This window comes from Peribacillus sp. NPDC097284 (genome assembly GCF_044761765.1).
In the GTDB taxonomy this organism is placed as follows: domain Bacteria; phylum Bacillota; class Bacilli; order Bacillales; family DSM-1321; genus Peribacillus.
In genome coordinates, this window is record NZ_JBIWCZ010000005.1 from 43394 (window position 1) to 66292 (window position 22899).

A 22899-nucleotide genomic window follows, 5' to 3' on the forward strand; every position below is an offset into this window, starting at 1 on the left:
ATCCCTCCAGCTTCCATTAAAATTATTTTGAATGCGCTTTCTTCAATTGCCCTGTAATGATGTTTTTCTGGATTTCCGACGTACCTTCATAAATTCTAGTAATTCTTGCATCCCGAAAGAAACGTTCGATAGGAAAATCCTTAATATATCCGAGTCCTCCATGAATCTGGACCGCTTTATCCGCCACCCGATTATATACTTCCGAACCGAAAAGCTTCAGCATGGCCGCTTCCTTAATGATTTTCTCTCCCTGATCGACCATCCAGGCCACTCTATAGGTAAAAGAACGAAGTGCCTCTATTTCCATTGCCATCTCAGCTATCATATGGGATACAGCCTGGTGTTCAATAATCGGTACATCAAATTGTTCCCGTTCCATTGCATAATGAATGGATAAATCCAATAAGTACTGACATGAACCTAAATTGCGTGCTGCGAGTCCTGCTCGACCGTTTGCCAGGATTTTAAGGGCATTGACGTATCCTTGGCCAACTTCCCCCAGTACATTTTCCAAAGGAACCTCGCAATTTTCAAAAATCAGTTCTGCAGAATGGGAACCTCGTAGCCCCATTTTCCTTTCCATACTACCTACTTGGAATCCTGGGAATCCCTTTTCTACGATGAATGAAGTGATTCCTTTTGCTCCTTTTTCCTTATCCGTAACAGCCATGACGGTGAAAATATCTGCCACATCCGCATTCGTTATATAGTGCTTTGTTCCATTCAGGATATATCTATCACCTGATTTTACCGCGGTCATTTTTAAATTTGTGGCATGTGATCCTGCAGCTGGTTCCGTTAAAGCAAATGCTCCGATTCGATTTCCACTTGCCATGTCAGAAAGATACTTTTGCTTTTGTTCTTCATTCCCCATCTCCACAATACCGACTGTTCCGATACCGGTATGGGCTCCTATCAACGTCGTATACCCATTATGCGTTTTTCCTATTTCCTCATATAAGGCACATTTTTCGACCATACCGATACCTAGTCCATCATACCTCTCAGGGATACTAAGACCGAATAAGCCCATTTCTTTAGATAATTGAATGAGAGAATCAGGGATACGGTCTTCCTCTTCAATCTGCATGGCAAATGGTTCGATTTCGTCTTGAATAAATTGCCGGATATTTTCTTTCAAAAGTAGAGTCTCTGCATCAAAGCGAAAGTCCATGCCGTTAGCCCCCCTTTTTTTAAAATTGGTTTCTGCCGATCGAACCTTTTTCACATGAGTTGTTTCTTAACTTAAAGCACTATGTATAGGCTTTTGTTTAAATGAACCGCAGTTTAATAGAAATACGAGTCGAAGATTAAAAAATATGTCTTTTTGACGAGCATGTAGGAAGGTCATTTCAATTTTTTTCAAGATTAGAATTCTTGTTATAAGATCTATCCATTTTTGCTCCCTTTCCTAATTCACAAAAATCAAGAAGATACAATTATCATATGCAAGTAATGTGCCAAATTAAAAACGCTACCAGGCTAGCAATCTGGTTTCATTAAAATTCAAATTTGAATTAATCATCCAATTATTGAGATTTTCTCATGGACACTACAACGATTTAATTTTGACTTAATCATTCACTTTTGAATTAAGAACATATTAAGTAGTTAGTGAGTAAAGAAGGCATCGGGGTAAATGTAAATGGTGTTATTTGACTACACGGACAGTAAGGGACGAATGAGCCTAGATTTGAACACAGATCAACCATAGAAATAAAGAAAAGGGATGCTGACCAAGTCAGCATCCCTACTATAAAATGAATGGATGTTACGAATCTTTTACAGATTCATCTTCTAATGAAATTTTCCATAATTCTTTTGCTTTTCCGCTTTCCGTTTCGTCAAAAATAAAGGAACCATTTGTGTAGCGATCATGATTTTTCAATGATGATGCATGAACGGTTTCAATTTTGCCTTTTTCAGAAAGAATGAACAAACTATCGGTTTTATTGACTGTATCAAATCCAATGACACGATGAGGATTTGATTTAAGTTCCCTTAATACGACAACCCCACGTTTAGCACGGCTTGTTTTTTCGAACTCCGTCAATTTCATTTTCTTGATGGCCCCGCGTTGTGTGACGATCAAAATGGATTCCTTACTATCCTTGGCTAATATCTTACCGCCAATGACATAATCATCTTCTTTTAAATTGATTCCCTTCACACCAGCAGCACGGATGCCTACAACACTCACTTCTTCTTCATCAAACCATAAGCCATAACCATTGTGGGTGACTATGAATAGATCAGCCTTGCCATCGGTGTGGTGAACATCAATCAATTCATCATCACCCTTTAAATTGATGCCTACTAGGGTTTTGGAATGACGCTGTGCTTTATAGGAAGCTAGTTCGGTCTTTTTGACCATGCCATTTTTCGTTATGAACACTAAAAACTCTGGTTGATTGAAATCTTTTATTGGAATGGCCTTAATGATTTGCTCATCCCGATCTATTGGGATGATATTCGCGATATGTTGGCCCGTTTCTTTCCAACGAATATCTGGAAGCTGATGGACTGGACAATATAGGAAATTACCTTTGGAAGTGAACAACAGCAGTACGTCTGTCGTATTCATTTCCAGTTTCTGAAGCATGCGGTCTGAATCCTTCATGCCAAAATCAAGCCCACCGGATGCCGAATAAGATCGTAGCGATGTACGCTTGACATAGCCCTCTTTCGTTACAGTGACCATAACGTCCTCACTTGCTATCAAGACTTCAAGATTGATCTTGATTTCTTCAATCTCATTCTCGATTTTCGAACGTCGGCCGTCATCAAACCCTTTTTTAATAAATCGTAATTCTTTTTTAATGACTTGAAGTAGAACCTTCTCACTACCAAGTATTTTAGTCAATTCCTCAATCTTACTGTTTAACTCTGCTGCTTCAGCTTTTAGAGCTGTAATGTCCGTGTTGGTCAAACGGTAGAGCTGTAAAGATACAATGGCTTCGGACTGAGCTTCGGTAAAGGTAAACTTGGCAATCAGGTTATCTTTAGCATCTCTTTTATCCTTAGAACCTCGGATGACAGCGATGACTTCATCTAAAATGGATAGAGCCTTTATTAAGCCGTCTACAATATGTGCCCTATCGTGTGCTTTTTGAAGTTCAAAACGAGATCGGTTAATTATAACCTCTTTACGATGGTCAATATATGCATCAAGCATTTTAGGCAGGCTCATCAATGTCGGCCGTTTTTTATAAATCGCCACCATATTAAAATTATAAGAAACCTGGAGATCGGAATTTTTATATAAATAATGCAAGACACCATTTGCATCTGCTTCTTTTCTCAATTCAATTACGATTCGAAGTCCCGTACGGTCGGTTTCATCACGAACCTCCGCAATTCCTTCAACTTTACGATCAAGCCGGAACTCATCTATTTTCTTTACAAGATTCGCTTTATTGACTTCATAAGGGATTTCCGTAACGACAATTTGTTGCTTTCCTCCACGTATCGTTTCCACATCAGCCAAGCCACGGACGATGATTTTACCTTTGCCGGTTTCATAGGCTTTACGAATGCCTTCGATTCCCTGAATGATACCGCCTGTTGGGAAATCGGGACCTTTGATAACTGTCATCAAATCCGCGACTGTCGCTTTCGGGTTATCGATCCTCATAATGGCTGCATCAATGACTTCGCCTAATTGATGTGGAGGAATCTCCGTTGCATAACCAGCAGATATACCTGTCGAACCGTTTACGAGCAGGTTCGGGAACATTGCCGGTAATACGATAGGTTCTTCGGATGTATCGTCAAAATTGGAGACAAAATCAACAGTCCGCTTGTCTATATCACGTAACATCTCGGAGGCAATGGCTGAAAGCCTTGCTTCCGTATAACGCATTGCAGCTGGTGGGTCACCATCGATACTACCGTTGTTTCCATGCATCTGAACCATGACCTTCCGCAACTTCCAATCCTGACTCATCCGTACCATGGCCTCATAAACTGAGGAATCACCGTGTGGGTGATAGTTACCAATAACATTACCGACCGTTTTGGCAGATTTTCTAAACCCTTTTTCCTGGGTATTCCCTTCTACAAACATGGCATATAAAATCCGGCGCTGAACCGGTTTTAATCCATCTCTTGCATCTGGTAATGCACGATCCTGAATAATATATTTACTATAACGCCCGAAGCGATCTCCAATAACCTCTTCTAGCGGTAAATCACGAAATGACTCTTCAAATACCATCGTTATTGACCTCCTCTTCAATCGACATATTTTCATTATCTAAAATATTCGATTCCTCTTCGAGACCAAAAGCAACATTGGCTTCAATCCATTTACGGCGCGGCTCTACTTTGTCACCCATTAACGTTGTTACACGTCTTTCAGCACGTGCCCCGTCATCGATTTTGACGCGAATCAATGTTCTTGTTTCCGGATTCATGGTCGTATCCCATAGCTGATCGGCATTCATCTCACCAAGACCCTTATAGCGCTGGATCATATAGCCTCTGCCTATTTTATCAATTGCACCCTGAAGTTCATCATCGCTCCAGGCATATTCTATAATCTCTTTCTTTCCCGTGCCTTTACTCACTTTATATAATGGCGGCAAGGCGATAAATACCTTTCCTGCCTCTATTAATGGCTTCATATAACGATAAAAGAATGTAAGCAGTAATACTTGAATATGTGCTCCATCCGTATCGGCATCAGTCATGATGATGACTTTATCATAATTGGTATCAGGGGTATTGAATTCCGCCCCCACTCCTGCACCTATGGCATGAATAATCGTGTTTATTTCTTCATTTTTGAAAATATCGGCAAGCTTAGCCTTTTCGGTATTGATGACTTTACCCCTTAGCGGTAGCACCGCTTGAAAACGTCGATCCCGACCTTGCTTGGCAGATCCTCCTGCAGAGTCCCCTTCAACAAGATATAATTCATTTCGCTCGGGATTTTTCGATTGGGCTGGCGTCAATTTCCCCGAAAGATTACCATCGGATTTTTTCCGTTTCTTTCCGCTTCTAGCATCTTCCCGAGCTTTTCGGGCCGCTTCACGAGCTTGGAAAGCTTTGATGGACTTTTTCACTAATAGTGTGGTAGTCGTCGGATCTTCTTCAAAAAAGTATGCTAAATGCTCTGAAACGATTGAATCGACAGCAGACCGCGCTTCACTGGTACCCAGCTTGCTTTTAGTCTGACCTTCAAATTGCAGGAGCTCTTCCGGAATGCGGACAGAAATAATTGAAGATAATCCTTCTCGTATATCCGATCCTTCAAGATTTTTATCTTTTTCCTTTAATAACCCCATCTTTCTGGCGTAATCATTAAATGAACGTGTCATCGCTGTCTTAGCCCCAATTTCATGGGTCCCGCCATCTTTCGTGCGGACATTATTGACAAAGCTTAGGATGTTTTCTGAATATCCATCATTAAATTGAAAAGCCAGGTCGACCTCAATTCCATTCTGTTCCCCTTCTAAACTGACAACATTATGGAGCGTCTCTTTTTCCTCATTTAAATATTCTACAAAAGCTTCTATCCCAGTTTCATAATGGAATATTTCATGCTCATTTTTCCGTTCATCTATCAACTCTATTTTCATGCCCTTTAAAAGAAAAGCAGACTCACGAAGTCTTTCAGAGAGCGTATCATAATTAAATGTGGTAACCGAAAATATTTTAGGATCCGGCTTAAAATGAATTCTTGTCCCGGATTGATTGGTTTTGCCGATTTTCTCCAAGGTGGTTTCCGGTTTACCCCCGTTGAAGAAACGTTGTTCATAAATGAACCCGTCTCTTTTAATCGTGACGACAAGCCATTCAGACAATGCATTCACAACTGATGCACCAACCCCGTGCAGACCGCCACTTGTTTTATATCCACCTTGTCCGAACTTACCTCCGGCATGAAGAATCGTCAAAATGACTTCAGGTGTAGGTTTCCCCGTTTTATGCATACCTGTAGGCATCCCCCGACCCTTATCCGTTACACTTACACTATTATCTTTATGTATTTTCACACTAATGTGGTCTCCATAACCGGCCAAAACCTCATCTACGGAGTTATCCACAATCTCATACACTAAATGATGAAGTCCACGTGCATCCGTACTGCCGATATACATACCGGGACGTTTTCTGACCGCTTCGAGTCCTTCCAGTACCTGAATTGCATCATCATTGTACTCGATTGTCTTTACTTTCTTTGCCACAGAAATTCCCCTTTCCTTACTAAACACAATTTCCGGGCCAAATCATACTGCAATGAAATGACTCTTAACCTTAAACCAAATAATTTATATGTTCGTTATCTTTACATAAAGTATAATGGTTTCGAACAAAAAGAACAAGTGTTCTATTTTTTTCGTCCCTTTATTAAACGTTAATATTCTTGATCGGAATTTATCATGTTCGTTTTATTGTAAAATCTATCTGATCCACCGTTCTAATTGTAGCCGTAAATTTTCATTTGGCAAATAGCGTTTTACTATTTCTCTTAAATTTTATATGTAGTTTAATTGCGATAACTATGTTTCGTTTTCAATTCAAGCTATGTTTTCCAAAAAATTTAATTCCCCACTTATAAAAAAAAGAGCGGAAAAATCCGCTCTTTACTTTATTTTGTAAGAGCGTGTTCAACTTTTATACATCGATTCATAATAACAGTATAGCCTTTTTCTTTTAGAAAATTATATGCCTCTTCGTTTTCAACCCCTAGTTGTGCCCAAAAGATATCCGCATCAATTTCTGCGAATTCTTTTGCAATCTCCGGTAGGTATTCAGAGCGGCGAAAAACATTGACGATATCGACATGTCCAACAATATCTTTTAGTGATGCAACCGCCTTAACCCCCATCACTTCGGATACGGCAGGATTGACCGGAATGATTTCATATCCATTATCCTGCATAGCTTTTGAAACCATATATGAAGTTCGATCAGGATTATTCGATAGTCCTACCACAGCAATCCGTTTCGATTTTTTTAACATCTTGCCCATTTCTTCCCTACTAGGATTTTCAATCACTTTTATCAGTCCCCTTTAATATAAAATACAATACTAACGAATAGTTTTGCCTCATTAAGAATATTTTACAAAGAAAAGCAGTTTAATACCATTATTAAGAAAACCATTATACAAAAATTCATTCTTACCGAACAGATATTTCGTCGATTAATTTCATTTCAGACATAAAGGAATGGTTATCCCGATACTTGGATGGAAGTACATGTTACATTTCTTATATTAACGATAAACCCTTCTTATAAACCATTCAAATCATAGAATTCGAAGATATATCAAAAAAATTCATAAGGATTTTTCCAGACAGCCATGCCATTTTATCATGAAAATGTTACAATAAGATAAACTTATCAGGTATTTGAGGCTGATTTGGTCCTTCTATCACTTTCAGCCTGTTCATGCACGATAAAATATGAATATTCTTCTTTAAGAAAGGGTTATCGAATGCTTACAATCATCATTATTCTGGCTGCCTACTTAATCGGATCGATTCCATCAGGTTTGATAATCGGAAAAACCTTTTACAACATTGATATTCGGGAGCATGGCAGTAAAAACTTAGGTGGCACGAACACCTTCAGAACGCTTGGTGTCAAGGCTGGGCTGACCGTAACGATCATGGACATACTTAAAGGTACATTAGCCACGCTCCTCCCATTCTTCCTAGGTGCGGATATGCCTGAATTACTAGCTGGAATTTGTGCAGTAATCGGTCATATGTTCCCCATCTTTGCGAATTTCCGGGGTGGAAAAGCAGTTGCAACATCAGCTGGTGTCATACTGGCTTATGAACCTTTATTTTTCCTTTTTGCCGTTCTCATATTTTTTATATCCTTATACATAACCAAATATGTATCACTATCATCAATGATTGCTTGCCTACTGGCCCTCATATACAGCCTAGTATTCCATTTCGGCGACTGGGCTCTTATCATCGTGATCGGTATACTGACCGTTTTCATTTTTTACCGTCATCGTGCCAATATTAAACGAATTATCGATAAGACGGAACCGAAAGTGAAATGGCTATAATTCAGCAAGAGAAAAAGCCCATTAGATGGGCTTTTCATCACTTTTTCACCATTAAATATTGAATAGAAGATTAGGAGAGAAACCGTGAAACCTTTACAAATCTCATCAGATACCGCAATAAAGCTATCTGAGACACTTAACCTACCTTTAGAGCAAATTATGCATATGCCTACACCCATCTTGTTAAAGAAACTAGCCGAGGCCGAAGAAAAAGAAAACAAAAAATAGCATGATCCGCAGGTACGATTTAGGCATGTTTTCTTTTTGCATGGAAAGCATGCCATCTTTATCAATATCCATTACATAATTCGATTCCGAAAAATACATCCCTATAAAAACACCGTTTTTTCATCTCTCACTTCTCCGTACCCTTAACTCCCATGTGTGATGTTAGGAATTCTTCATTACCCCTACTTTTATATTCATCTACATATGTACAGGAAAATTCATTTTAGTGCATGATTCATAAATAAAAAATGCTCTTTTATTTAGTAAGTAGTAGCGGATAATTATCAGGTAAGGATTTTTTTTCAAAGGAAAGTAGTCGTTCATTTTCATATGTCAAAGCAAATTCGTATAAAGACTGCTCAAATAAAATTTCATTTAAATAATATTTAATATTCGACACAGCTTCATCAGTCTCCATGACCCACTCGTAGGGCTTCCAGGCAAGTTCACCTTCATCACAAGCAATGAGTTCTCCACCTGTGTCTTCGGCCCGATAAACGTACATTCCACTCGTCTCGTTCCATGTTACGATACCACGGAAACACAGATTGTTCACTTTCAGCCCTGTTTCTTCGATTATTTCTCGAGCCATCGAGTCATTGATGGTCTCTCCTTCCTCGATTTTTCCACCAACGCCATTCCATTTATGTTTATTAGGTTCATTATTACGCAAAAGCATAAGAATTTCGACCCTGCCTGATCTTACTCGGGTAATAAAACAAATCGTATAGGGTATATTCATTCTTGATTTTCCTCCACAACATACTTTATTCGCATCTTTACTGCATTTATCTTATAATGAACATGTTCAATTAAAGGGAGGAGGTTCACTTTTTGAAACTACAAATTTCCGACCGGGCTGCCAAATGGTATATCGATGAGTTAGAATTGCCTGAAGGGGCTTATCTGCGCTTTCATGCACGATACGGAGGGGTAAGTACTGTCCAAAGCGGATTTTCATTGGGCATCATTCAGGAAGAACCTGAAGCCATAGCAGCTTCAGATACAATGAGATCAATCACCTTTTATGTAGAAGAAAAAGATACATGGTTTTTCGATGGACATGATTTATTAATCACTTTCAATGAGAAATCTGCTGAACCTGAATTCGTATACAAAAAAGGAGCTTGACCATGCAGCAGGGAACCCTGCTGCTGTCAGTTTCCCTTGTTTCGCCTTTTACTTGACTAATCTTTCTTTGATATCCTCAGCTTTAAGAATGTCTCTTTGCCGATCCCCCAACAGGTCAAAGTGGGAATAACCATCCTTCCTGTGATGAATCCATTCTTTTCTCAAACCATATTTATCTCCCCACTCCGCTAAACGATCCATGTCCTTACAGCCGACTTTGGTCACTGTCTTGCAACCAGGAAAACGATCATCAAGCCAATAGTGAGTTAAAAACGCAATTTTTCCTTGGTCGATTTGACGTTTCCAGTTAATAACGTCGACCCGCTTAATCCCGAACGCCATACTGTTCACCTCGGTTATGTAAATATCACTTTTTATTTTTTTCATAGGCTTCATGCCACGCTGGAAATAGCCTTCTGATGGACACAGGTTTAAAGTTTTCCTTTTTTACGCAAACATGCACAGATTGGCCGGTTGCCGCCACTTTATTATCCTGGTTCATGATTTCATATCCATAAACGACACGGAGCCCATCATATTCTTCAATCCATGTCTTGATCAGTACTTTTTCACCGTAACGTACAGGTATTTTGTAAGTAGCCTGTATATCCATCACGGGGGAAAGGATGTTCTCCGCTTCCATATCTGCATAACGGAAACCTAAATCATTAATTAATTTCGTCCTGCCAAGTTCCATCCATACAAAGTAATTAGCATGATACACGACTCCCATTTGGTCCGTTTCAGCATACCGAACCTCTATTTCATTTTCTGCTATCCACATTTTGTTTCCCCACTTCCTTTTCAATCGTACTGTCATCATCTTATCATAATTGCAGAATACCTTTAAAGAATAGCGTCTCCGTTCTTATTCGGTTATTGAAATAGAAAAGGTAGAGAAAGAATAACTCCCTTCTCCACCTAGCCTTTAAAGACATGAATTCTTACTTACTCACCTTTAGTTTGAATGACTTGGGCATGCTTTCCTGAAGTATCTTGCATTTGCTTTCCTTTATTTCCTCCACCTGTTCTCGGTTGTGTACCCAGATGGCTCGGTCTAAAGTGTTGTGAATCTTTTTTTGGGTTACTCATTATAAATCGCCTCCTATTTTTAGGATGGTTTTAAAAATGAAATTCATGAGTTCCAGTTTTTGAGTGGTTTTCCGAGAATTCAAATGTTTTTACCACTGCATGTAAAAAAGAGCCAACAATGAAATATTCATCGCTAGCCCTTCTTTTTCATACCCTTATGCTATTATTCAGCCTTTTGCATATGTTTTTGTTCAAGTCGTTCTTCAAGTCTCTCCATCAGCTTTGTATCCATTAACAATTCCTTTTTATTTTCATTAATCAGTTCTTCAAAAGATCGTTTTCTTTTCTTCATATTTTCACCTTCTTACTATATAGTGTATATTCCATCTTTTCCAAATTAACGTAAAATTATGACTATACAGACAGTCTGATATAAAGTCTGAATAATCAGTCATTTTAGTTCGTACCAAACTCATTTCACGCGTCTTCTATACTTTAACCCAAATTGGCGGAGTGTAATCTATTTTTTGCAATGTTTTTTGATTTTTCTAAAAACTTGTGACAAATTAGACACATTTTTTAAATCCTACTAAATAAACGGAATCTTATTGATTCCGTCATTTCATACTATTGATGTTTTGTTCCATTTCATTAAATTGCATCGCTTTAACCATTTTATTTCGAATAATGCCCTCACTGTCAATAAAGTATGTTGTAGGTATGGCCATAACCTTATATTGATCGTTTACCGGTTGTTTAGCGCTTTGACTGTCCAATGGAATGGTAAATGTTATCCCATTATCATCAATAAATGCCTGCACATCATTTTCTGGATCAATGTTAACAGCCAATATAACGACATCTTCCCCAGCCTGCTTTGAGTATTTCTCCATATCTGGCATTTCTTTTTTACAAGGAGGACACCAAGTTGCCCAGAAATTCAACATCACTTTTTTTCCTTTATAGTCAGATAAATTCACCTGTTTCCCATTCAAAGTTTCTAAGGTGAAATCAGGTGCTTTGGCACCAATTTTCAGCCCCCCCATCGAATTTCCTTCTTCATTTTTATCAGGTTTATCATCCATTGCTTGAACGATTGCCACCGCTATCAGCGATAGTAAGACAACCGAGGCAATAATTTTCTTTAACATGACCCCGTCCCCCTAATTCCGTTACAATAAAAATATTCATTCGCCAAAAGAAATAGTACATATTCCATATCTGTCAGCCTCTTACATCATCTTACCAATAAAATCATGCTCAGAAAAGGTAAAATCGAAGTCCCTTGTTATATTTCATAACTTTGACACAAAAAAAACGACAAACCTGACAGGCAGGTTTGTCGTCTTCTAAAAGTTAATTAACCTTTAAGTTTGTTACGTAATACCATTTGAAGGATACCACCGTGACGGTAGTAGTCGATTTCGATTTCAGAATCGAAACGAACCAATACATCAAATTCTTTTACGTTGCCAGCTTCATCAGTAGCTGTAACAGTTACCATATCGCGAGGTTTAACTGTTTCGTCGATCTTAACAGCAATCGCTTCTTTACCAGTTAAGCCAAGAGTCTCAGCGTTTTCTCCTTCTTTGAATTGAAGAGGAAGAACACCCATCAATGCAAGGTTAGAACGGTGAATACGCTCGAAGCTTTCAGCGATAACTGTTTTAATGCCTAGAAGGTTCGTACCTTTTGCAGCCCAGTCACGAGAACTTCCCATACCGTAATCTTTACCAGCAATGACAGCAAGACCTGTTCCATCAGCTTTGTATTTCATACATGCATCATAGATAGCCATTACATCGCCTGTAGGCCAGTAAGTAGTGTAACCACCTTCTGTACCTGGAGCAACTTGGTTACGGATACGGATGTTGGCGAATGTTCCACGCATCATCGCTTCGTGGTTACCACGACGAGAACCATAAGAGTTAAAGTCACGTGGTTTCACTCCGTTTTCACGTAAGTAGATACCAGCTGGAGTATCTTTACCGATTGCACCTGCAGGAGAGATATGGTCAGTTGTAACTGAATCACCGAATTTACCAACTACGCGCAATCCAGTAAGTGGGTTAACTGAACCTGGTTCAGGTGATAATCCTTCAAAGAATGGAGGATTTTGAATATATGTTGATTTAGAATCGAAAGCATAGATAGCTTCATTGCTTGTTTCGATATCATTCCAACGTTTGTTATCGTTGAATACAGTTTCGTATTCTTTACGGAATAATTCCGGTGTAACTGTTGATTTAACAGCTGCGTTAACTTCTTCTTGTGATGGCCAGATATCAGCAAGGTAAACATCGTTACCGTCTTTGTCTTTACCAAGAGAATCATTATTAAGATCGAAGTCCACAGTACCAGCAAGTGCATAGGCAACAACCAATGTTGGAGAAGCAAGGTAGTTTGCTTTCACTAATGGGTGAATACGACCTTCGAAGTTACGGTTACCAGAAAGTACAGATGTTACAAGAAGATCTGCTTCAGCAACTGCTGCTTCGATTTCGTCTGCTAATGGACCTGAGTTACCGATACAAGTTGTACATCCGTAACCAACGATGTTGAATCCTAATTGATCCAAGTATGGTTGAAGACCTGCATCACGAAGGTAACCAGTAACAACTTTAGAACCTGGTGCTAATGATGTTTTAACATAATCAGGAACAGTCAAGCCTTTTTCAACCGCTTTTTTAGCAATAAGACCTGCTCCAAGCATTACGTATGGGTTAGAAGTATTTGTACAGCTTGTGATTGCAGCAATAGCGATCGCACCTGTTTTCATAGTAGTTTCTTTGCCATCAGCAAATTTAACTGTTACTTCTTTATCCAATTCAGCATCAGTCATGCCAAAACCTTGGTTACCCATAGGTGCATTGATTGCTTCAAGGAAAGATTTTTTCATTTGAGAAAGTGGAATTAAATCTTGTGGACGTTTAGGTCCTGCAAGGTTTGGCTCAATAGCTGAAAGGTCGATTTCCACAACATCATTGTATGCTGGGTCTTCGTTTTCAGGAGTATAGAACAATCCATTTTCTTTGCAGTATGTTTCAACCACTTTAATTTGTTTTTCATCACGGCCTGTTAAGCGCATGTAATCGATTGCTTCAGCATCAACCGGGAAGAACCCAACTGTAGCACCGTATTCTGGTGCCATGTTAGCGATTGTTGCACGGTCAGCAAGTGGAAGGTATCCAACTCCTGGGCCGTAGAACTCAACGAATTTACCAACTACGCCGTGTGCACGAAGAACTTGAGTAACTTTCAATGCAAGGTCAGTAGCAGTTGTTCCGTTAGGAAGTTGACCAGTAAGTTTTACTCCAACTACTTTTGGAACTGGGAAGTATGAAGGTTGTCCAAGCATACCTGCTTCAGCTTCAATACCACCGACACCCCATCCAAGAACACCGATACCGTTAATCATTGTAGTATGTGAATCTGTACCGAATACAGAGTCAGGGAATACTTCAAAGTCTCCGTTTGGTGTTTCAACAGCATGGACTACGTTCGCAAGGAACTCAAGGTTTACTTGGTGAACGATACCAGTTGCTGGTGGAACAGCACGGTAGTTGTTGAATGATTTTTGAGCCCAGCTTAGGAACTGGTAACGCTCTGCATTACGTTCAAATTCAAGATCCATATTGGCATCAAGAGAATCAGAAGTTCCTGCTTTATCAACTTGTACTGAGTGGTCAATTACAAGGTCAACCGGAATTTCCGGGTTAATTTTATCAGGATCTCCACCAAGTGCAGCGAATGCATTACGTAGAGAAGCTAAATCTACGACTACTGGTACACCAGTGAAATCTTGTAGGATAACGCGTGAAGGCTTGAATGGAACATCTATATCTTGTTGCTCGCTTGTTCCCCATTTAGCAAGGTTTGCAACATGTTCTTTTGTAATAACTCTTCCGTCCACTTGGCGAAGTACCGCTTCAAGTAGGACTTTAATGGAATATGGTAGGCGTGATACTTTGCCGTCCCCTGCTTTTTCAATAGCATCTAAGCTGTAGTAGTTGTAGCGTTGTCCTTCAACTTCAAAAGACTTACGCGCTTGATATACGTCATTCTTTGTCATGAATATTACCCCCTATTAAACTGTCAGAACAATTCTGCACATAAAAGTAAAACCTGGTCATTAAAACCATGTTTACAATGGATATAAGTAAAAAAGTTAGTTTGATGAAATTTATCTCTCTTCTCCCACCCTAACTCTTCCTTCTACCTAATAGTAATATAGAATTCAGCATAAGTAAATAACAAGAAAGTTATTGTTTTTGATAAGTTTAGCTTATGTGAAATCCCTTACTTCTTATTAAGATGCCCATAGCACGCCCATTAAAGGCTTCATCATTCTTAGCTTTTCGCAAAAACAAGCTGATAAATTATTCCAACAAAACATATTTGAAGTTAATACATAATCATCGTTCCTTATGACACTCTATGAAATGGAGGTGATCTAATGGCAAAGCAAAAAGCAAATCATGTAATACCGGGAATGAACGCAGCAAAAGCACAAGGCAATGGCGTGGGCTACAATGATGAATTAGGTAATGAACCACCCTTAACCGAGGTACAAAGGCAAAACAATAAAAAGCGCAAGAAGAATCAATAAATAAGAAGGAATCCATAAAAGAGGCTTTTTGAAGGTGCTAATCTTCAAAAAGCCCATTTTATTAGGTAAACGCACATCTAAATCTGGGCCTATAGGATTCCTTTTTCAATAGTCATCTGAATTGACTTCGTTCACGATTTCCTGTATATCCTGTTCATACTGCTTCAATTGTTCACGCTGGTGTTCAGATGCGTTGACTAAAGCAGATTGAATTTGCTGATAAGCTTCATTCACTTCCTGTTTCACATGTTTCAGTTCCGTTCCATAATTCGGTGCCGTCTTTTCAATCGAAGAATAGGCATCATTTACTTGTTTGTAGCTTTGCTGGGCTTCTTGAAAAGATCTCCGCTTATCTTGTTTGTCCTGCATCAAATTCAGCTCCTCAATAAGTTTTCATCTTTAGGATGTACGATGCTTTTATAAATATGCTTGTGAATAACTTTCAACGAACTGATTATCTTAATAAGTAGGAGGGGATATCATATGACTAAAAATGATGGAAAAGGCATGCAAAAGAATCAAGGAAAAAAATCAGGTCAGCCTGAACCTCTAAGTGGTTCTCACAAAGTGAAAAACAGACAGCACTCTCGACAAAAACATAACAGTAGTCACGATATGTAAACACCCGTTTTAAGAAAAAACGGTGCAGCCACTAGCTGGACTGCACCGTTTTTTTGTTTGTTTACTTCACCTTTATTTTATATGCTCCGCTCCCATATTGAATCAGAACATGATAACTCCCCTTTGGTAAAGACAAGCTGAATGAACTAGTACTAGGTTTTTTAACATGATAGTCGGTGTGTACCGTTTTATAGACCTTCCCCTTCGCATTCACTATCAAGATATCTCTTTGTTCTTTGGGTGTATTGTTATAAGTGATTGACACTTTCCTTTTATTCTTCACGGTGAACTTCAAATAATCTTTATCCGTAAATTCTTGTAGGGCACCATAATAGTTTTTACCTGTTTTTATCGTGTTTGCTGTTTTTACTGTATTGTTACTTTCCCTTTCATAATACTCGCTTGCTTTGAACTTAGCTTGCACCTTGTAAGGCTTATCTTTATTTCCGGAGATGACAATATAGTATGTACCCTTCTTTAATCCGATTTCGTTGGTTTCGGTACCATTGGTTGTTTTTGTGTAATAGTCATCAAGTCGGCTGCCCTCGCTGTCCAAGACTTCAACATACCAACTTCTACTTTTATACGTTTTAACAAAAACTTTCAAATTTCCATTTTTCTTGAGTTTGACTTTGAAAACCTGTTCATAATTAGTAATAGATAGCTGTCCCGTATAGTTTTTGTCAAGGCTTATCGTCTTCGCTTTTTTCAAATCCGTCGCTGCTAAAGCAGGTTGCAAACTCGTTAGCGATAGCACAAGGACGGCTAACGCACAAAATATACTTTTCCAATACTTTTTCAATGAAACATCCCCCTTTTCGGGAATAAATTAGATAATATTCCCAAAATTAAAATAACCCATTTTCCCATTTACCACACTAATCTTCTTGTACTATTTTAGTTCTGATCCTTTATCTTTTTTAAAAATGCCGGGCCTTTATACCCATTTAAGATGTAATAGAGTTGTTTTCTTCACTAAAAACCCCCATGAGTAGAAAATCTCATGAGGGTTAGGTTATACAGTAAGGACTTTTTCCAAATGTTTAACTGTCGGTGTCAAGTTTGCAAAGAAATACGCTTCCCTAAGTTTCCTCGATGGTGCGCTGTCTTTCAGATAACCGGCACTCCCATTATGAAGCATATTCGTTTGAACAGCCTTAAGGGTTAGGTAAGCGGTTTTAAGGCGAATATCTGCAATCTCTTTCCAGTCAAGTGAATCATTATTGAATAAGGTTAAAATCTTTTCCTGTATGTGTCGCTCTTCTTCTTGCAGTTCATTTGATTGGGTTCTCAAGAATTGATTACAGCCATTCTGCTTTTGACATACCTTTTCAATCGCCATGATAGATGATTGGGTGACGCCCAGGCCGAGAGGAATTTGATAGGCAATAAATGCCGGACGAATTTTTCCCACGAACAAATCGGCATTTTCAGACAATACCCATTCTTTAGGTATAAATACATCATTAAAGGAACATGCATATGTAGAACTCCCGTTAATCCCCAGGTAATCTACCTTTTCTTTTAGCTTTAGGCCGTCTAATTTACAAGGAACCACGGCCATTATTCGTTCATTTTCGCTAACACCTGCGATTAATCCAAACCAATGGTTCTCTCCAAGATTGGAAACGGACGCCAATACACCATTAACAATATAGCCACCTTCAGTCGGTTTCGCGCTCAAATTCAGTTTTTCTAGCCCCGCGTAATACTTCATTGGATTGGATAAACCTGTTGCCCCTAGGACTTCACCGTTTTCAAAAGCTGATAATAACCTAGTTTTCATTTCTACATTATCGGTTTTTCGGATATAGGTTAAGGCAGCCAAATGACACCAGAGACAAAACGCTGTTGTCATGCATACTTTAGCTGTTTCTTTAACTACATACATTTCATCTAATAAAATTTCTTTTTCCGTTTTATTAGTGGAAGAAAACAGACCGGCCTCACCGAGCTTTTTCAAAAATCCTTCAGCATAAAAAGCCTCAGCATCTATTTTCTTTACGAATGGTCTTAACTCCTTTTCAATTAATTGTTCGATCATAGGTTTTTTATCCACTACGCATGATTCCATGACCACAACTCCCCTATTTTCATTCCGCCTTTGTATAAAACCTTAAAAGTAATGACTTTAATGATGGTTCTTTTATGTATAGGATCGGACGACTATATTAACCTGTATTTTTTAAATGCTTTGGAAAAACACTTATTCATATTAGTTTAGTCGGTTTAAGGTTATTTTATTATACTGTATATAAAATTGCAACCATCCAATCAAAATTTTCAGATTATAATTTTAAGTAAAAAAGGACACCCAAACTTAAAGTTTAGGCGTCCCTCGTTTCTCAAATAAAAATTATTTAGTTTCTGTATGAATTTCGGTAATGGAAGTAATGGGTGTTTGTACTGCTTCACGAGCACGCTTAATTGCAGCTTCATCAGGTGCATCATAGAAGCAAAGACATTTAGTCATATCTTCACACACATACGTTCTTGAGAATGCCACTTCAGGCACCTCTTGATAATGTACGGAATTCTTTTTCTTTCTTGCCAAGTATTGATCCATCGTAAGATTTTCCGGGATATTCCATTCAACTAAATAATTGACGACTTCATTGTTTTTCTTCACATCTTCTAATTCCTTACCAACTAGGCGAACTTCTTTCACAAGTTCCACAGGAATACTTGAACCTTTTAATGTCTCAGTTGCAGCATTTTGGTCTTCCCCTTCAATAATGAAGAATGAACGGGAGAAATCTTTCGATAGTTGAAGCTCCACTAATGAAGCGTTTCTCTCCTTTAAATCCGCTTGAAGTTTTGACACCTTTTGATCCAGTTCTTCTTTACTTGACACGATATCTTTCAATGATGATTCAATTAAAAATAGTCCCATGATAAAACCCTCGCTTTGTATTTTTTAAGTGGAAATCTTTATAAGGTTATTTTATTATACTTAGTTAAAAAAAGCAACTTTGTTGTTTTTTAACTAACTATGGTAAAATCAAATCAAACATTGGAGGGATACTTATGAAAACTAGGTACGATTTGCCTTGTAATATCGCACAGTCACTTAATATCATCGGTGATCGATGGACCTTATTGGTAGTACATGAAATACTAAACGGGCATACCATGTTTAACGAAATAAAAAAAGCGCTAAATGGAATTTCTTCCAATCTTTTATCAGAACGGTTGAAGTACTTAGAAAAGGAAGGTCTCGTTACAGCAGAACTTTATACGGACCACCCTCCTCGTTACCGTTATACATTGACTAAAAGTGGCGAAGAGTTAGAAGATGTCTTCAATTCACTTATCATTTGGGGAAGCCACCATCTGCAAAAATGCTATAAACAACTAATCGACCCTGTAACAGGCGACGAAGTGAGCATAGGCTATTATTCTAAAAAAACGGGAGAACTAGTTCAGGACATAAAAGTTGTTCCAGTAGAGAAAGAATTTCAAAGGTAAGCACTTATCCATCACCATAAAAAAAGAGAACGTCCTAACACTTGAAAAGTATCAGGACGTTCTCTTTTTATCTTCCCCAAATAGCCAATCTCTCGTTGGCTTAATCCAACCTTTATTTTCCCGCTATACATTCAATTTATCTTTCTTCTACAACACTTAAGTGCTGTATAACACGCTAGACTTCATTTACATAAAAAAAGAATAATAGAACACTTTGAAAGAACCACTTTAAGAAATAACTTCTTTTAGTAGCTTTCTATATTCGAAAGGCGTCATTTGGGTGAATTTTTTAAATTTCTTATAGAAATGAGAAGTATCATAGGAACCGCTTTCGGCAATATGCGTTTCTAGATTAAATGTGCCACTATAGATTTCTTGAAGCGTGTATTGGAAATTCAACAGTTCCAAAAAAAGTTTTGGTGGTATCCCGACCTCATTTTGAAAAAGCGTACGCAAATAACGCTCAGAGTACCCTGTATGCGCTTCAAAATCCTTGACGTGTATATTACCTTTCGAACGTATGCTAATGTCCATGCAACATTTCACAATAGCACTATTAGGTGAATGGGAAGTACAGTTACTTAGAAGAAATGATTCGAGTGTGTGTAGTTTTTCCTTTAATGTAGAAATTTCTAGGAGTTGATTATAAAGTACGGAAAAGGAAGGGGCAACCTCAAATAAGGCTAACTGAATATACTGGTTGATTTCTTTCATAGATAATACAAAAGAAAACAATGTCTGGAGTGGAAGTGAACGAATGCCAAAGTATGTCGTGTTTGTTTTAAAGCTATAGGCCTGCCTTATTTTGGGACTTGGAATCAAGAAACAATCGCCCTGATCCCCCTCCATATTAAAGATAATATCGACACACCCATCAGGTATTCCGGGTAATAAAACGGTTGGTTCTACATTTGATGACACTTTAAATTGGTATACATATGCAACAGAACTTTTTAAAAATAATGTAGGTTCGAGCAAGTTGATATGTTGTAATCTTTGATTCCACTCAGGTTGAATAGGCTTAAATACTGTATCCATAGGTTATACCCCTCTAGAAATATATTTTTAAGGAAATTTTATATTCATGTCAAAAATACTGACTATTTTCTTTGGGATTTTCAATCTACTATTAGATACTATTAGTTCCGTTTTTTACATTGTAAACTAAATATTCTGACTATAGAATAAATTTATATACGAAAGGAGATGTTACATGTGGATATTTTAAAAGAAAAAACTTTAAAGGTAAATCACCCGTTAGCACCACTTACCGTTGAAGAGATTCAAAAAGCTGTGAGCATAGTGAAAATCGAGAAGAATTTAAGCGAAAAGGTGCGCTTCCCAACAGTAACATTACATGAGCCTTTAAAAGAAGTAGTATTAAATTACACTGATGGAGATGACTTCGAACGAGAAGTTTTTATAGTATTACTAGATAACGAATTAAAGACAACGTTTGAAGTCGTTGTCTCATTAAATACATCGTCCATTGTTCGATTTGAAGAAATCCCAGGTGTACAGCCGGGAATAATGCTTGATGAGTTCTTAGAATGCGAGAATTTGGTTAAGGCAGACCCTGACTTTAAAGTAGCTTTATCTAAACGGGGAATTGATAACCCAGATTTAATCATGGTAGACCCATGGTCGGCAGGATACTTTAATATTCCTGAAAATGAGGGTAAACGGATCGCTCGTGCTATCTGTTGGCAGAAAAAATTCGCGGATGATAATGGGTACGCTTATCCATTAACAGGAATTGTCGCGTACGTTGATTTGAATAAAATGGAAGTTGATCGTATCGAAGACTACGGTGTACGTGAGATACCTACTGTTGATGCTAACTATTATCCTGAAACAAGTGATTCAATAGAGTTTAGAACGGACCTGAAGCCACTAGAGATCATTCAGCCAGAAGGTGCAAGTTTTACGGTAGAAGGAAATTTAATCAAATGGCAAAAATGGAGTTTCCGATACGGGTTTACCCCTCGCGAAGGACTTGTGCTTTACACTGTGAATTACAATGATAAAGGAAAGGACCGGCCCATCCTATATCGCGGAGCATTGTCTGAAATGGTCGTTCCTTATGGAGATGCATCCTTTGCACATAACACACAAAATGCTTTTGATGCCGGAGAATATGGAATGGGTCAATTAGCTAATTCGCTTGAGCTAGGTTGTGATTGTTTAGGACACATTCATTATTTCGACGCGGTATTAACGGATGGGGCTGGCAGTCCTCGTACGATTAAAAATGCAATTTGCCTACACGAAGAAGATTATGGAATCGGATGGAAACATACAGACTGGCGTACTGACCATGTAGAGGTACGTCGCTCACGGCGCTTAGTCATTTCATTCTTCTGTACAGTAGGAAATTATGATTATGGTTTCTATTGGAGCTTCTATCAAGATGGTACGATTGAGGTTGAAGTTAAGCTAACAGGTATATTAAATACCGGTACATTTAACGAAACCGGGCAATCAAAATACGGTACGGAAATTGCCCCTGGCTTAAACGCTGTACATCATCAACATTTCTTTAACTTCCGGTTGGATACATTGCTCGATGGTGTGAAAAATTCAGTGGTGGAAACCGAAACACTTGCTGAACCAGAAGGTCCGAACAATCCATATTCAAATGCATTTTATCCAGTATCACGTACATTCCAACATGAAAAAGAAGCTGTACGTATTTTAGATATGCCAACCCAGCGAACATGGAAAATCATCAATAAAAACTCAAAGAATGTCGTTAATCAGCCGGTTGGTTATAAAATTATGGCTGGTGAGAACTGCCTTCCATTTGCGCATGAAAGCGCAAGCGTCATCAAGCGCGCAGGATTTATCAAAAATCATTTACATGTAACACAATTTAACCGTAATGAATTGTATGCAACAGGAAATTACCCCAATCAACATAAAGGTGGAGACGGGCTCCCCAAATATATTCAAGCAAATCGATCGATCGATAATGAGGATATCGTTGTATGGTATACAATGGGACATCATCATATTACACGTCCGGAAGACTGGCCGGTTATGCCTACTGCCTATATAAATTTCCAATTGAAACCTGTTGGCTTCTTTGATCGTAACCCCGCGCTTGATGTACCGCGTGCCGCAAAACAAAATTCATGTTCCGTCAAGAATACTTCTTCAACCTGTTCACATTAAGAAACCATTATTTCACTTCTTACACAAACTGAATGGAGGAAGTTTATGATAGGACTAGTCAGTCTTAGTATTGTTGTAATTTTAACGGTGTTAACTGGCTTCACCTTTCGACAACATTATAAACAAAATCATATGGCTAGTTGTTTAGCTATGTTTGTGACAATGACCATGAGTACAATTATCGGAATTTTAGTAGCTATATGGATTCCAGACATGGTGCTATCCACCATAATCGCTATGATAGGAAGCTTGGTTTTAGTTATAGCATTAACCTATAAGTTGCCTGTAAAAATATTCATCGAAAGCCTAGGGGCACTATTTATGGGAGCGATGATGGGAGCAATGCTTAGCTTTATGACAACAAATTATCTAGAACTAAGTATTGTATTTTTTACAACAATCTATATTGCGAGCGTAATCATGGCAATCGGGCTATGGAATAAAGAAGAATACCCCATTTTCAGGAAAGCCATTCCTTCCACAATTATTGTGACCGTGTCGTTGGCTGTATTAATACTAGGCGTATCCACAGTAGCTACAACTTTAGGTACGTCTGACGAAAAGGAAAAGATTGAGCAGCACCATCACTAAGAATATCATA

The 22899-nt window shown here is 38.3% G+C and carries 24 protein-coding genes; 8 read left to right on the plus strand and 16 right to left on the minus strand.

Annotated elements, in window-relative coordinates; all coding sequences use genetic code 11:
- Positions 1-22: 22 nt before the first annotated feature.
- The 4 genes from ACIQXU_RS11830 to ACIQXU_RS11845 form a co-directional block, all read right to left on the minus strand.
- Entirely contained in the window at positions 23-1174 is a 1152-nt protein-coding gene (locus ACIQXU_RS11830; protein ID WP_402872681.1) for an acyl-CoA dehydrogenase family protein, read from the minus strand.
- A 597-nt stretch (positions 1175-1771) separates the two neighbouring features.
- A complete protein-coding gene (gene parC, locus ACIQXU_RS11835) occupies positions 1772-4216 on the minus strand; it encodes a DNA topoisomerase IV subunit A (protein WP_402872678.1) in 2445 nt (814 codons plus the stop codon).
- Positions 4206-6191, minus strand: a complete 1986-nt coding sequence (parE, locus tag ACIQXU_RS11840) for a DNA topoisomerase IV subunit B (RefSeq protein WP_402872675.1) — start codon at positions 6189-6191, stop codon at positions 4206-4208. The genes parC and parE overlap by 11 nt, the downstream gene beginning before the upstream one ends.
- A 404-nt stretch (positions 6192-6595) precedes the next feature.
- Positions 6596-6979, minus strand: coding sequence for a CoA-binding protein (locus ACIQXU_RS11845; protein WP_402873203.1), 384 nt, complete (start codon positions 6977-6979; stop codon positions 6596-6598).
- A gap of 468 nt (positions 6980-7447) precedes the next feature.
- On the opposite strand from ACIQXU_RS11845, the gene plsY reads away from it, so the two are divergent.
- Both plsY and ACIQXU_RS11855 read left to right on the plus strand, forming a co-directional pair.
- The gene (gene plsY, locus ACIQXU_RS11850; protein ID WP_402989500.1) at positions 7448-8035 is read left to right on the plus strand and encodes a glycerol-3-phosphate 1-O-acyltransferase PlsY; all 588 of its coding nucleotides are present in this window, start codon (positions 7448-7450) and stop codon (positions 8033-8035) included.
- 84 nt (positions 8036-8119) lie between these two features.
- On the plus strand, positions 8120-8263 hold the full coding sequence (locus ACIQXU_RS11855; protein WP_402872669.1) for a YycC family protein: 144 nt from the start codon (positions 8120-8122) through the stop codon (positions 8261-8263).
- Positions 8264-8519: 256 nt separating this feature from the next.
- On the opposite strand, the gene ACIQXU_RS11860 is transcribed toward ACIQXU_RS11855, so the two are convergent.
- Positions 8520-9005, minus strand: a complete 486-nt coding sequence (locus ACIQXU_RS11860; protein WP_402989503.1) for an NUDIX hydrolase — start codon at positions 9003-9005, stop codon at positions 8520-8522.
- Between the two features lie 92 nt (positions 9006-9097).
- On the opposite strand from ACIQXU_RS11860, the gene ACIQXU_RS11865 reads away from it, so the two are divergent.
- Complete coding sequence (locus ACIQXU_RS11865) at positions 9098-9394, plus strand: HesB/YadR/YfhF family protein (RefSeq protein ID WP_402872660.1); 297 nt, start codon at positions 9098-9100, stop codon at positions 9392-9394.
- A 48-nt stretch (positions 9395-9442) separates the two neighbouring features.
- Here the strand turns inward: ACIQXU_RS11865 and ACIQXU_RS11870 are convergent, their stop codons facing one another.
- From ACIQXU_RS11870 to acnA, 6 genes are all read right to left on the minus strand, one after another.
- Entirely contained in the window at positions 9443-9736 is a 294-nt protein-coding gene (locus ACIQXU_RS11870; protein WP_402989803.1) for a hypothetical protein, read from the minus strand.
- Between the two features lie 25 nt (positions 9737-9761).
- Positions 9762-10178, minus strand: coding sequence for an acyl-CoA thioesterase (locus ACIQXU_RS11875; RefSeq protein WP_402872658.1), 417 nt, complete (start codon positions 10176-10178; stop codon positions 9762-9764).
- A gap of 164 nt (positions 10179-10342) precedes the next feature.
- Positions 10343-10486: an acid-soluble spore protein N gene (locus tag ACIQXU_RS11880; RefSeq protein ID WP_402872655.1), complete on the minus strand. Its 144-nt coding sequence runs from the start codon at positions 10484-10486 to the stop codon at positions 10343-10345.
- A gap of 163 nt (positions 10487-10649) precedes the next feature.
- On the minus strand, positions 10650-10778 hold the full coding sequence (locus ACIQXU_RS11885) for an FbpB family small basic protein (RefSeq protein ID WP_402872652.1): 129 nt from the start codon (positions 10776-10778) through the stop codon (positions 10650-10652).
- A 265-nt stretch (positions 10779-11043) separates the two neighbouring features.
- Positions 11044-11577, minus strand: a complete 534-nt coding sequence (locus ACIQXU_RS11890; protein ID WP_402872649.1) for a TlpA disulfide reductase family protein — start codon at positions 11575-11577, stop codon at positions 11044-11046.
- Positions 11578-11786: 209 nt separating this feature from the next.
- Positions 11787-14498: an aconitate hydratase AcnA gene (gene acnA / locus ACIQXU_RS11895; protein WP_402959126.1), complete on the minus strand. Its 2712-nt coding sequence runs from the start codon at positions 14496-14498 to the stop codon at positions 11787-11789.
- Between the two features lie 384 nt (positions 14499-14882).
- On the opposite strand from acnA, the gene sspO reads away from it, so the two are divergent.
- Positions 14883-15035, plus strand: a complete 153-nt coding sequence (sspO, locus tag ACIQXU_RS11900) for a small acid-soluble spore protein O (RefSeq protein ID WP_402872644.1) — start codon at positions 14883-14885, stop codon at positions 15033-15035.
- A gap of 105 nt (positions 15036-15140) precedes the next feature.
- Here the strand turns inward: sspO and ACIQXU_RS11905 are convergent, their stop codons facing one another.
- Positions 15141-15404, minus strand: coding sequence for a hypothetical protein (locus ACIQXU_RS11905; RefSeq protein WP_402872642.1), 264 nt, complete (start codon positions 15402-15404; stop codon positions 15141-15143).
- A gap of 114 nt (positions 15405-15518) precedes the next feature.
- Between ACIQXU_RS11905 and ACIQXU_RS11910 the strand changes: the two genes are divergently transcribed.
- Positions 15519-15656, plus strand: a complete 138-nt coding sequence (locus ACIQXU_RS11910) for a small acid-soluble spore protein P (RefSeq protein WP_402872640.1) — start codon at positions 15519-15521, stop codon at positions 15654-15656.
- 61 nt (positions 15657-15717) lie between these two features.
- Here the strand turns inward: ACIQXU_RS11910 and ACIQXU_RS11915 are convergent, their stop codons facing one another.
- The 3 genes from ACIQXU_RS11915 to ACIQXU_RS11925 form a co-directional block, all read right to left on the minus strand.
- Positions 15718-16458: a hypothetical protein gene (locus tag ACIQXU_RS11915; RefSeq protein ID WP_402872638.1), complete on the minus strand. Its 741-nt coding sequence runs from the start codon at positions 16456-16458 to the stop codon at positions 15718-15720.
- 213 nt (positions 16459-16671) lie between these two features.
- Entirely contained in the window at positions 16672-17730 is a 1059-nt protein-coding gene (locus tag ACIQXU_RS11920) for an acyl-CoA dehydrogenase family protein (RefSeq protein WP_402872636.1), read from the minus strand.
- Positions 17731-18012: 282 nt separating this feature from the next.
- Complete coding sequence (locus ACIQXU_RS11925) at positions 18013-18549, minus strand: DUF4242 domain-containing protein (protein WP_402989506.1); 537 nt, start codon at positions 18547-18549, stop codon at positions 18013-18015.
- A 134-nt stretch (positions 18550-18683) separates the two neighbouring features.
- Between ACIQXU_RS11925 and ACIQXU_RS11930 the strand changes: the two genes are divergently transcribed.
- The gene (locus ACIQXU_RS11930; RefSeq protein WP_402872632.1) at positions 18684-19124 is read left to right on the plus strand and encodes a winged helix-turn-helix transcriptional regulator; all 441 of its coding nucleotides are present in this window, start codon (positions 18684-18686) and stop codon (positions 19122-19124) included.
- Between the two features lie 228 nt (positions 19125-19352).
- Here ACIQXU_RS11930 and ACIQXU_RS11935 read toward each other — a convergent pair whose 3' ends face one another.
- Entirely contained in the window at positions 19353-20162 is an 810-nt protein-coding gene (locus ACIQXU_RS11935) for a helix-turn-helix domain-containing protein (RefSeq protein ID WP_402989509.1), read from the minus strand.
- Between the two features lie 177 nt (positions 20163-20339).
- On the opposite strand from ACIQXU_RS11935, the gene ACIQXU_RS11940 reads away from it, so the two are divergent.
- Positions 20340-22298, plus strand: a complete 1959-nt coding sequence (locus ACIQXU_RS11940; protein ID WP_402959134.1) for a primary-amine oxidase — start codon at positions 20340-20342, stop codon at positions 22296-22298.
- A gap of 168 nt (positions 22299-22466) precedes the next feature.
- Positions 22467-22889 (plus strand): hypothetical protein, encoded by a 423-nt coding sequence (locus ACIQXU_RS11945; RefSeq protein WP_402989512.1) that lies wholly within the window; start codon positions 22467-22469, stop codon positions 22887-22889.
- Positions 22890-22899: the final 10 nt, after the last annotated feature.

Excerpts from the sequence above, each read along its gene's own strand:
- ACIQXU_RS11830 (WP_402872681.1), bottom strand. The coding sequence starts at position 1,174 with ATGGACTTTCGCTTTGATGCAGAGACTCTACTTTTGAAAGAAAATATC.
- parC (WP_402872678.1), bottom strand. The coding sequence starts at position 4,216 with ATGGTATTTGAAGAGTCATTTCGTGATTTACCGCTAGAAGAGGTTATT.
- ACIQXU_RS11845 (WP_402873203.1), bottom strand. The coding sequence starts at position 6,979 with ATGGGCAAGATGTTAAAAAAATCGAAACGGATTGCTGTGGTAGGACTA.
- plsY (WP_402989500.1), top strand. The coding sequence starts at position 7,448 with ATGCTTACAATCATCATTATTCTGGCTGCCTACTTAATCGGATCGATT.
- ACIQXU_RS11860 (WP_402989503.1), bottom strand. The coding sequence starts at position 9,005 with ATGAATATACCCTATACGATTTGTTTTATTACCCGAGTAAGATCAGGC.
- ACIQXU_RS11870 (WP_402989803.1), bottom strand. The coding sequence starts at position 9,736 with ATGGCGTTCGGGATTAAGCGGGTCGACGTTATTAACTGGAAACGTCAA.
- ACIQXU_RS11875 (WP_402872658.1), bottom strand. The coding sequence starts at position 10,178 with ATGTGGATAGCAGAAAATGAAATAGAGGTTCGGTATGCTGAAACGGAC.
- ACIQXU_RS11880 (WP_402872655.1), bottom strand. The coding sequence starts at position 10,486 with ATGAGTAACCCAAAAAAAGATTCACAACACTTTAGACCGAGCCATCTG.
- ACIQXU_RS11885 (WP_402872652.1), bottom strand. The coding sequence starts at position 10,778 with ATGAAGAAAAGAAAACGATCTTTTGAAGAACTGATTAATGAAAATAAA.
- ACIQXU_RS11890 (WP_402872649.1), bottom strand. The coding sequence starts at position 11,577 with ATGTTAAAGAAAATTATTGCCTCGGTTGTCTTACTATCGCTGATAGCG.
- acnA (WP_402959126.1), bottom strand. The coding sequence starts at position 14,498 with ATGACAAAGAATGACGTATATCAAGCGCGTAAGTCTTTTGAAGTTGAA.
- sspO (WP_402872644.1), top strand. The coding sequence starts at position 14,883 with ATGGCAAAGCAAAAAGCAAATCATGTAATACCGGGAATGAACGCAGCA.
- ACIQXU_RS11905 (WP_402872642.1), bottom strand. The coding sequence starts at position 15,404 with ATGCAGGACAAACAAGATAAGCGGAGATCTTTTCAAGAAGCCCAGCAA.
- ACIQXU_RS11910 (WP_402872640.1), top strand. The coding sequence starts at position 15,519 with ATGACTAAAAATGATGGAAAAGGCATGCAAAAGAATCAAGGAAAAAAA.
- ACIQXU_RS11920 (WP_402872636.1), bottom strand. The coding sequence starts at position 17,730 with ATGGAATCATGCGTAGTGGATAAAAAACCTATGATCGAACAATTAATT.
- ACIQXU_RS11925 (WP_402989506.1), bottom strand. The coding sequence starts at position 18,549 with ATGGGACTATTTTTAATTGAATCATCATTGAAAGATATCGTGTCAAGT.
- ACIQXU_RS11930 (WP_402872632.1), top strand. The coding sequence starts at position 18,684 with ATGAAAACTAGGTACGATTTGCCTTGTAATATCGCACAGTCACTTAAT.
- ACIQXU_RS11935 (WP_402989509.1), bottom strand. The coding sequence starts at position 20,162 with ATGGATACAGTATTTAAGCCTATTCAACCTGAGTGGAATCAAAGATTA.
- ACIQXU_RS11945 (WP_402989512.1), top strand. The coding sequence starts at position 22,467 with ATGAGTACAATTATCGGAATTTTAGTAGCTATATGGATTCCAGACATG.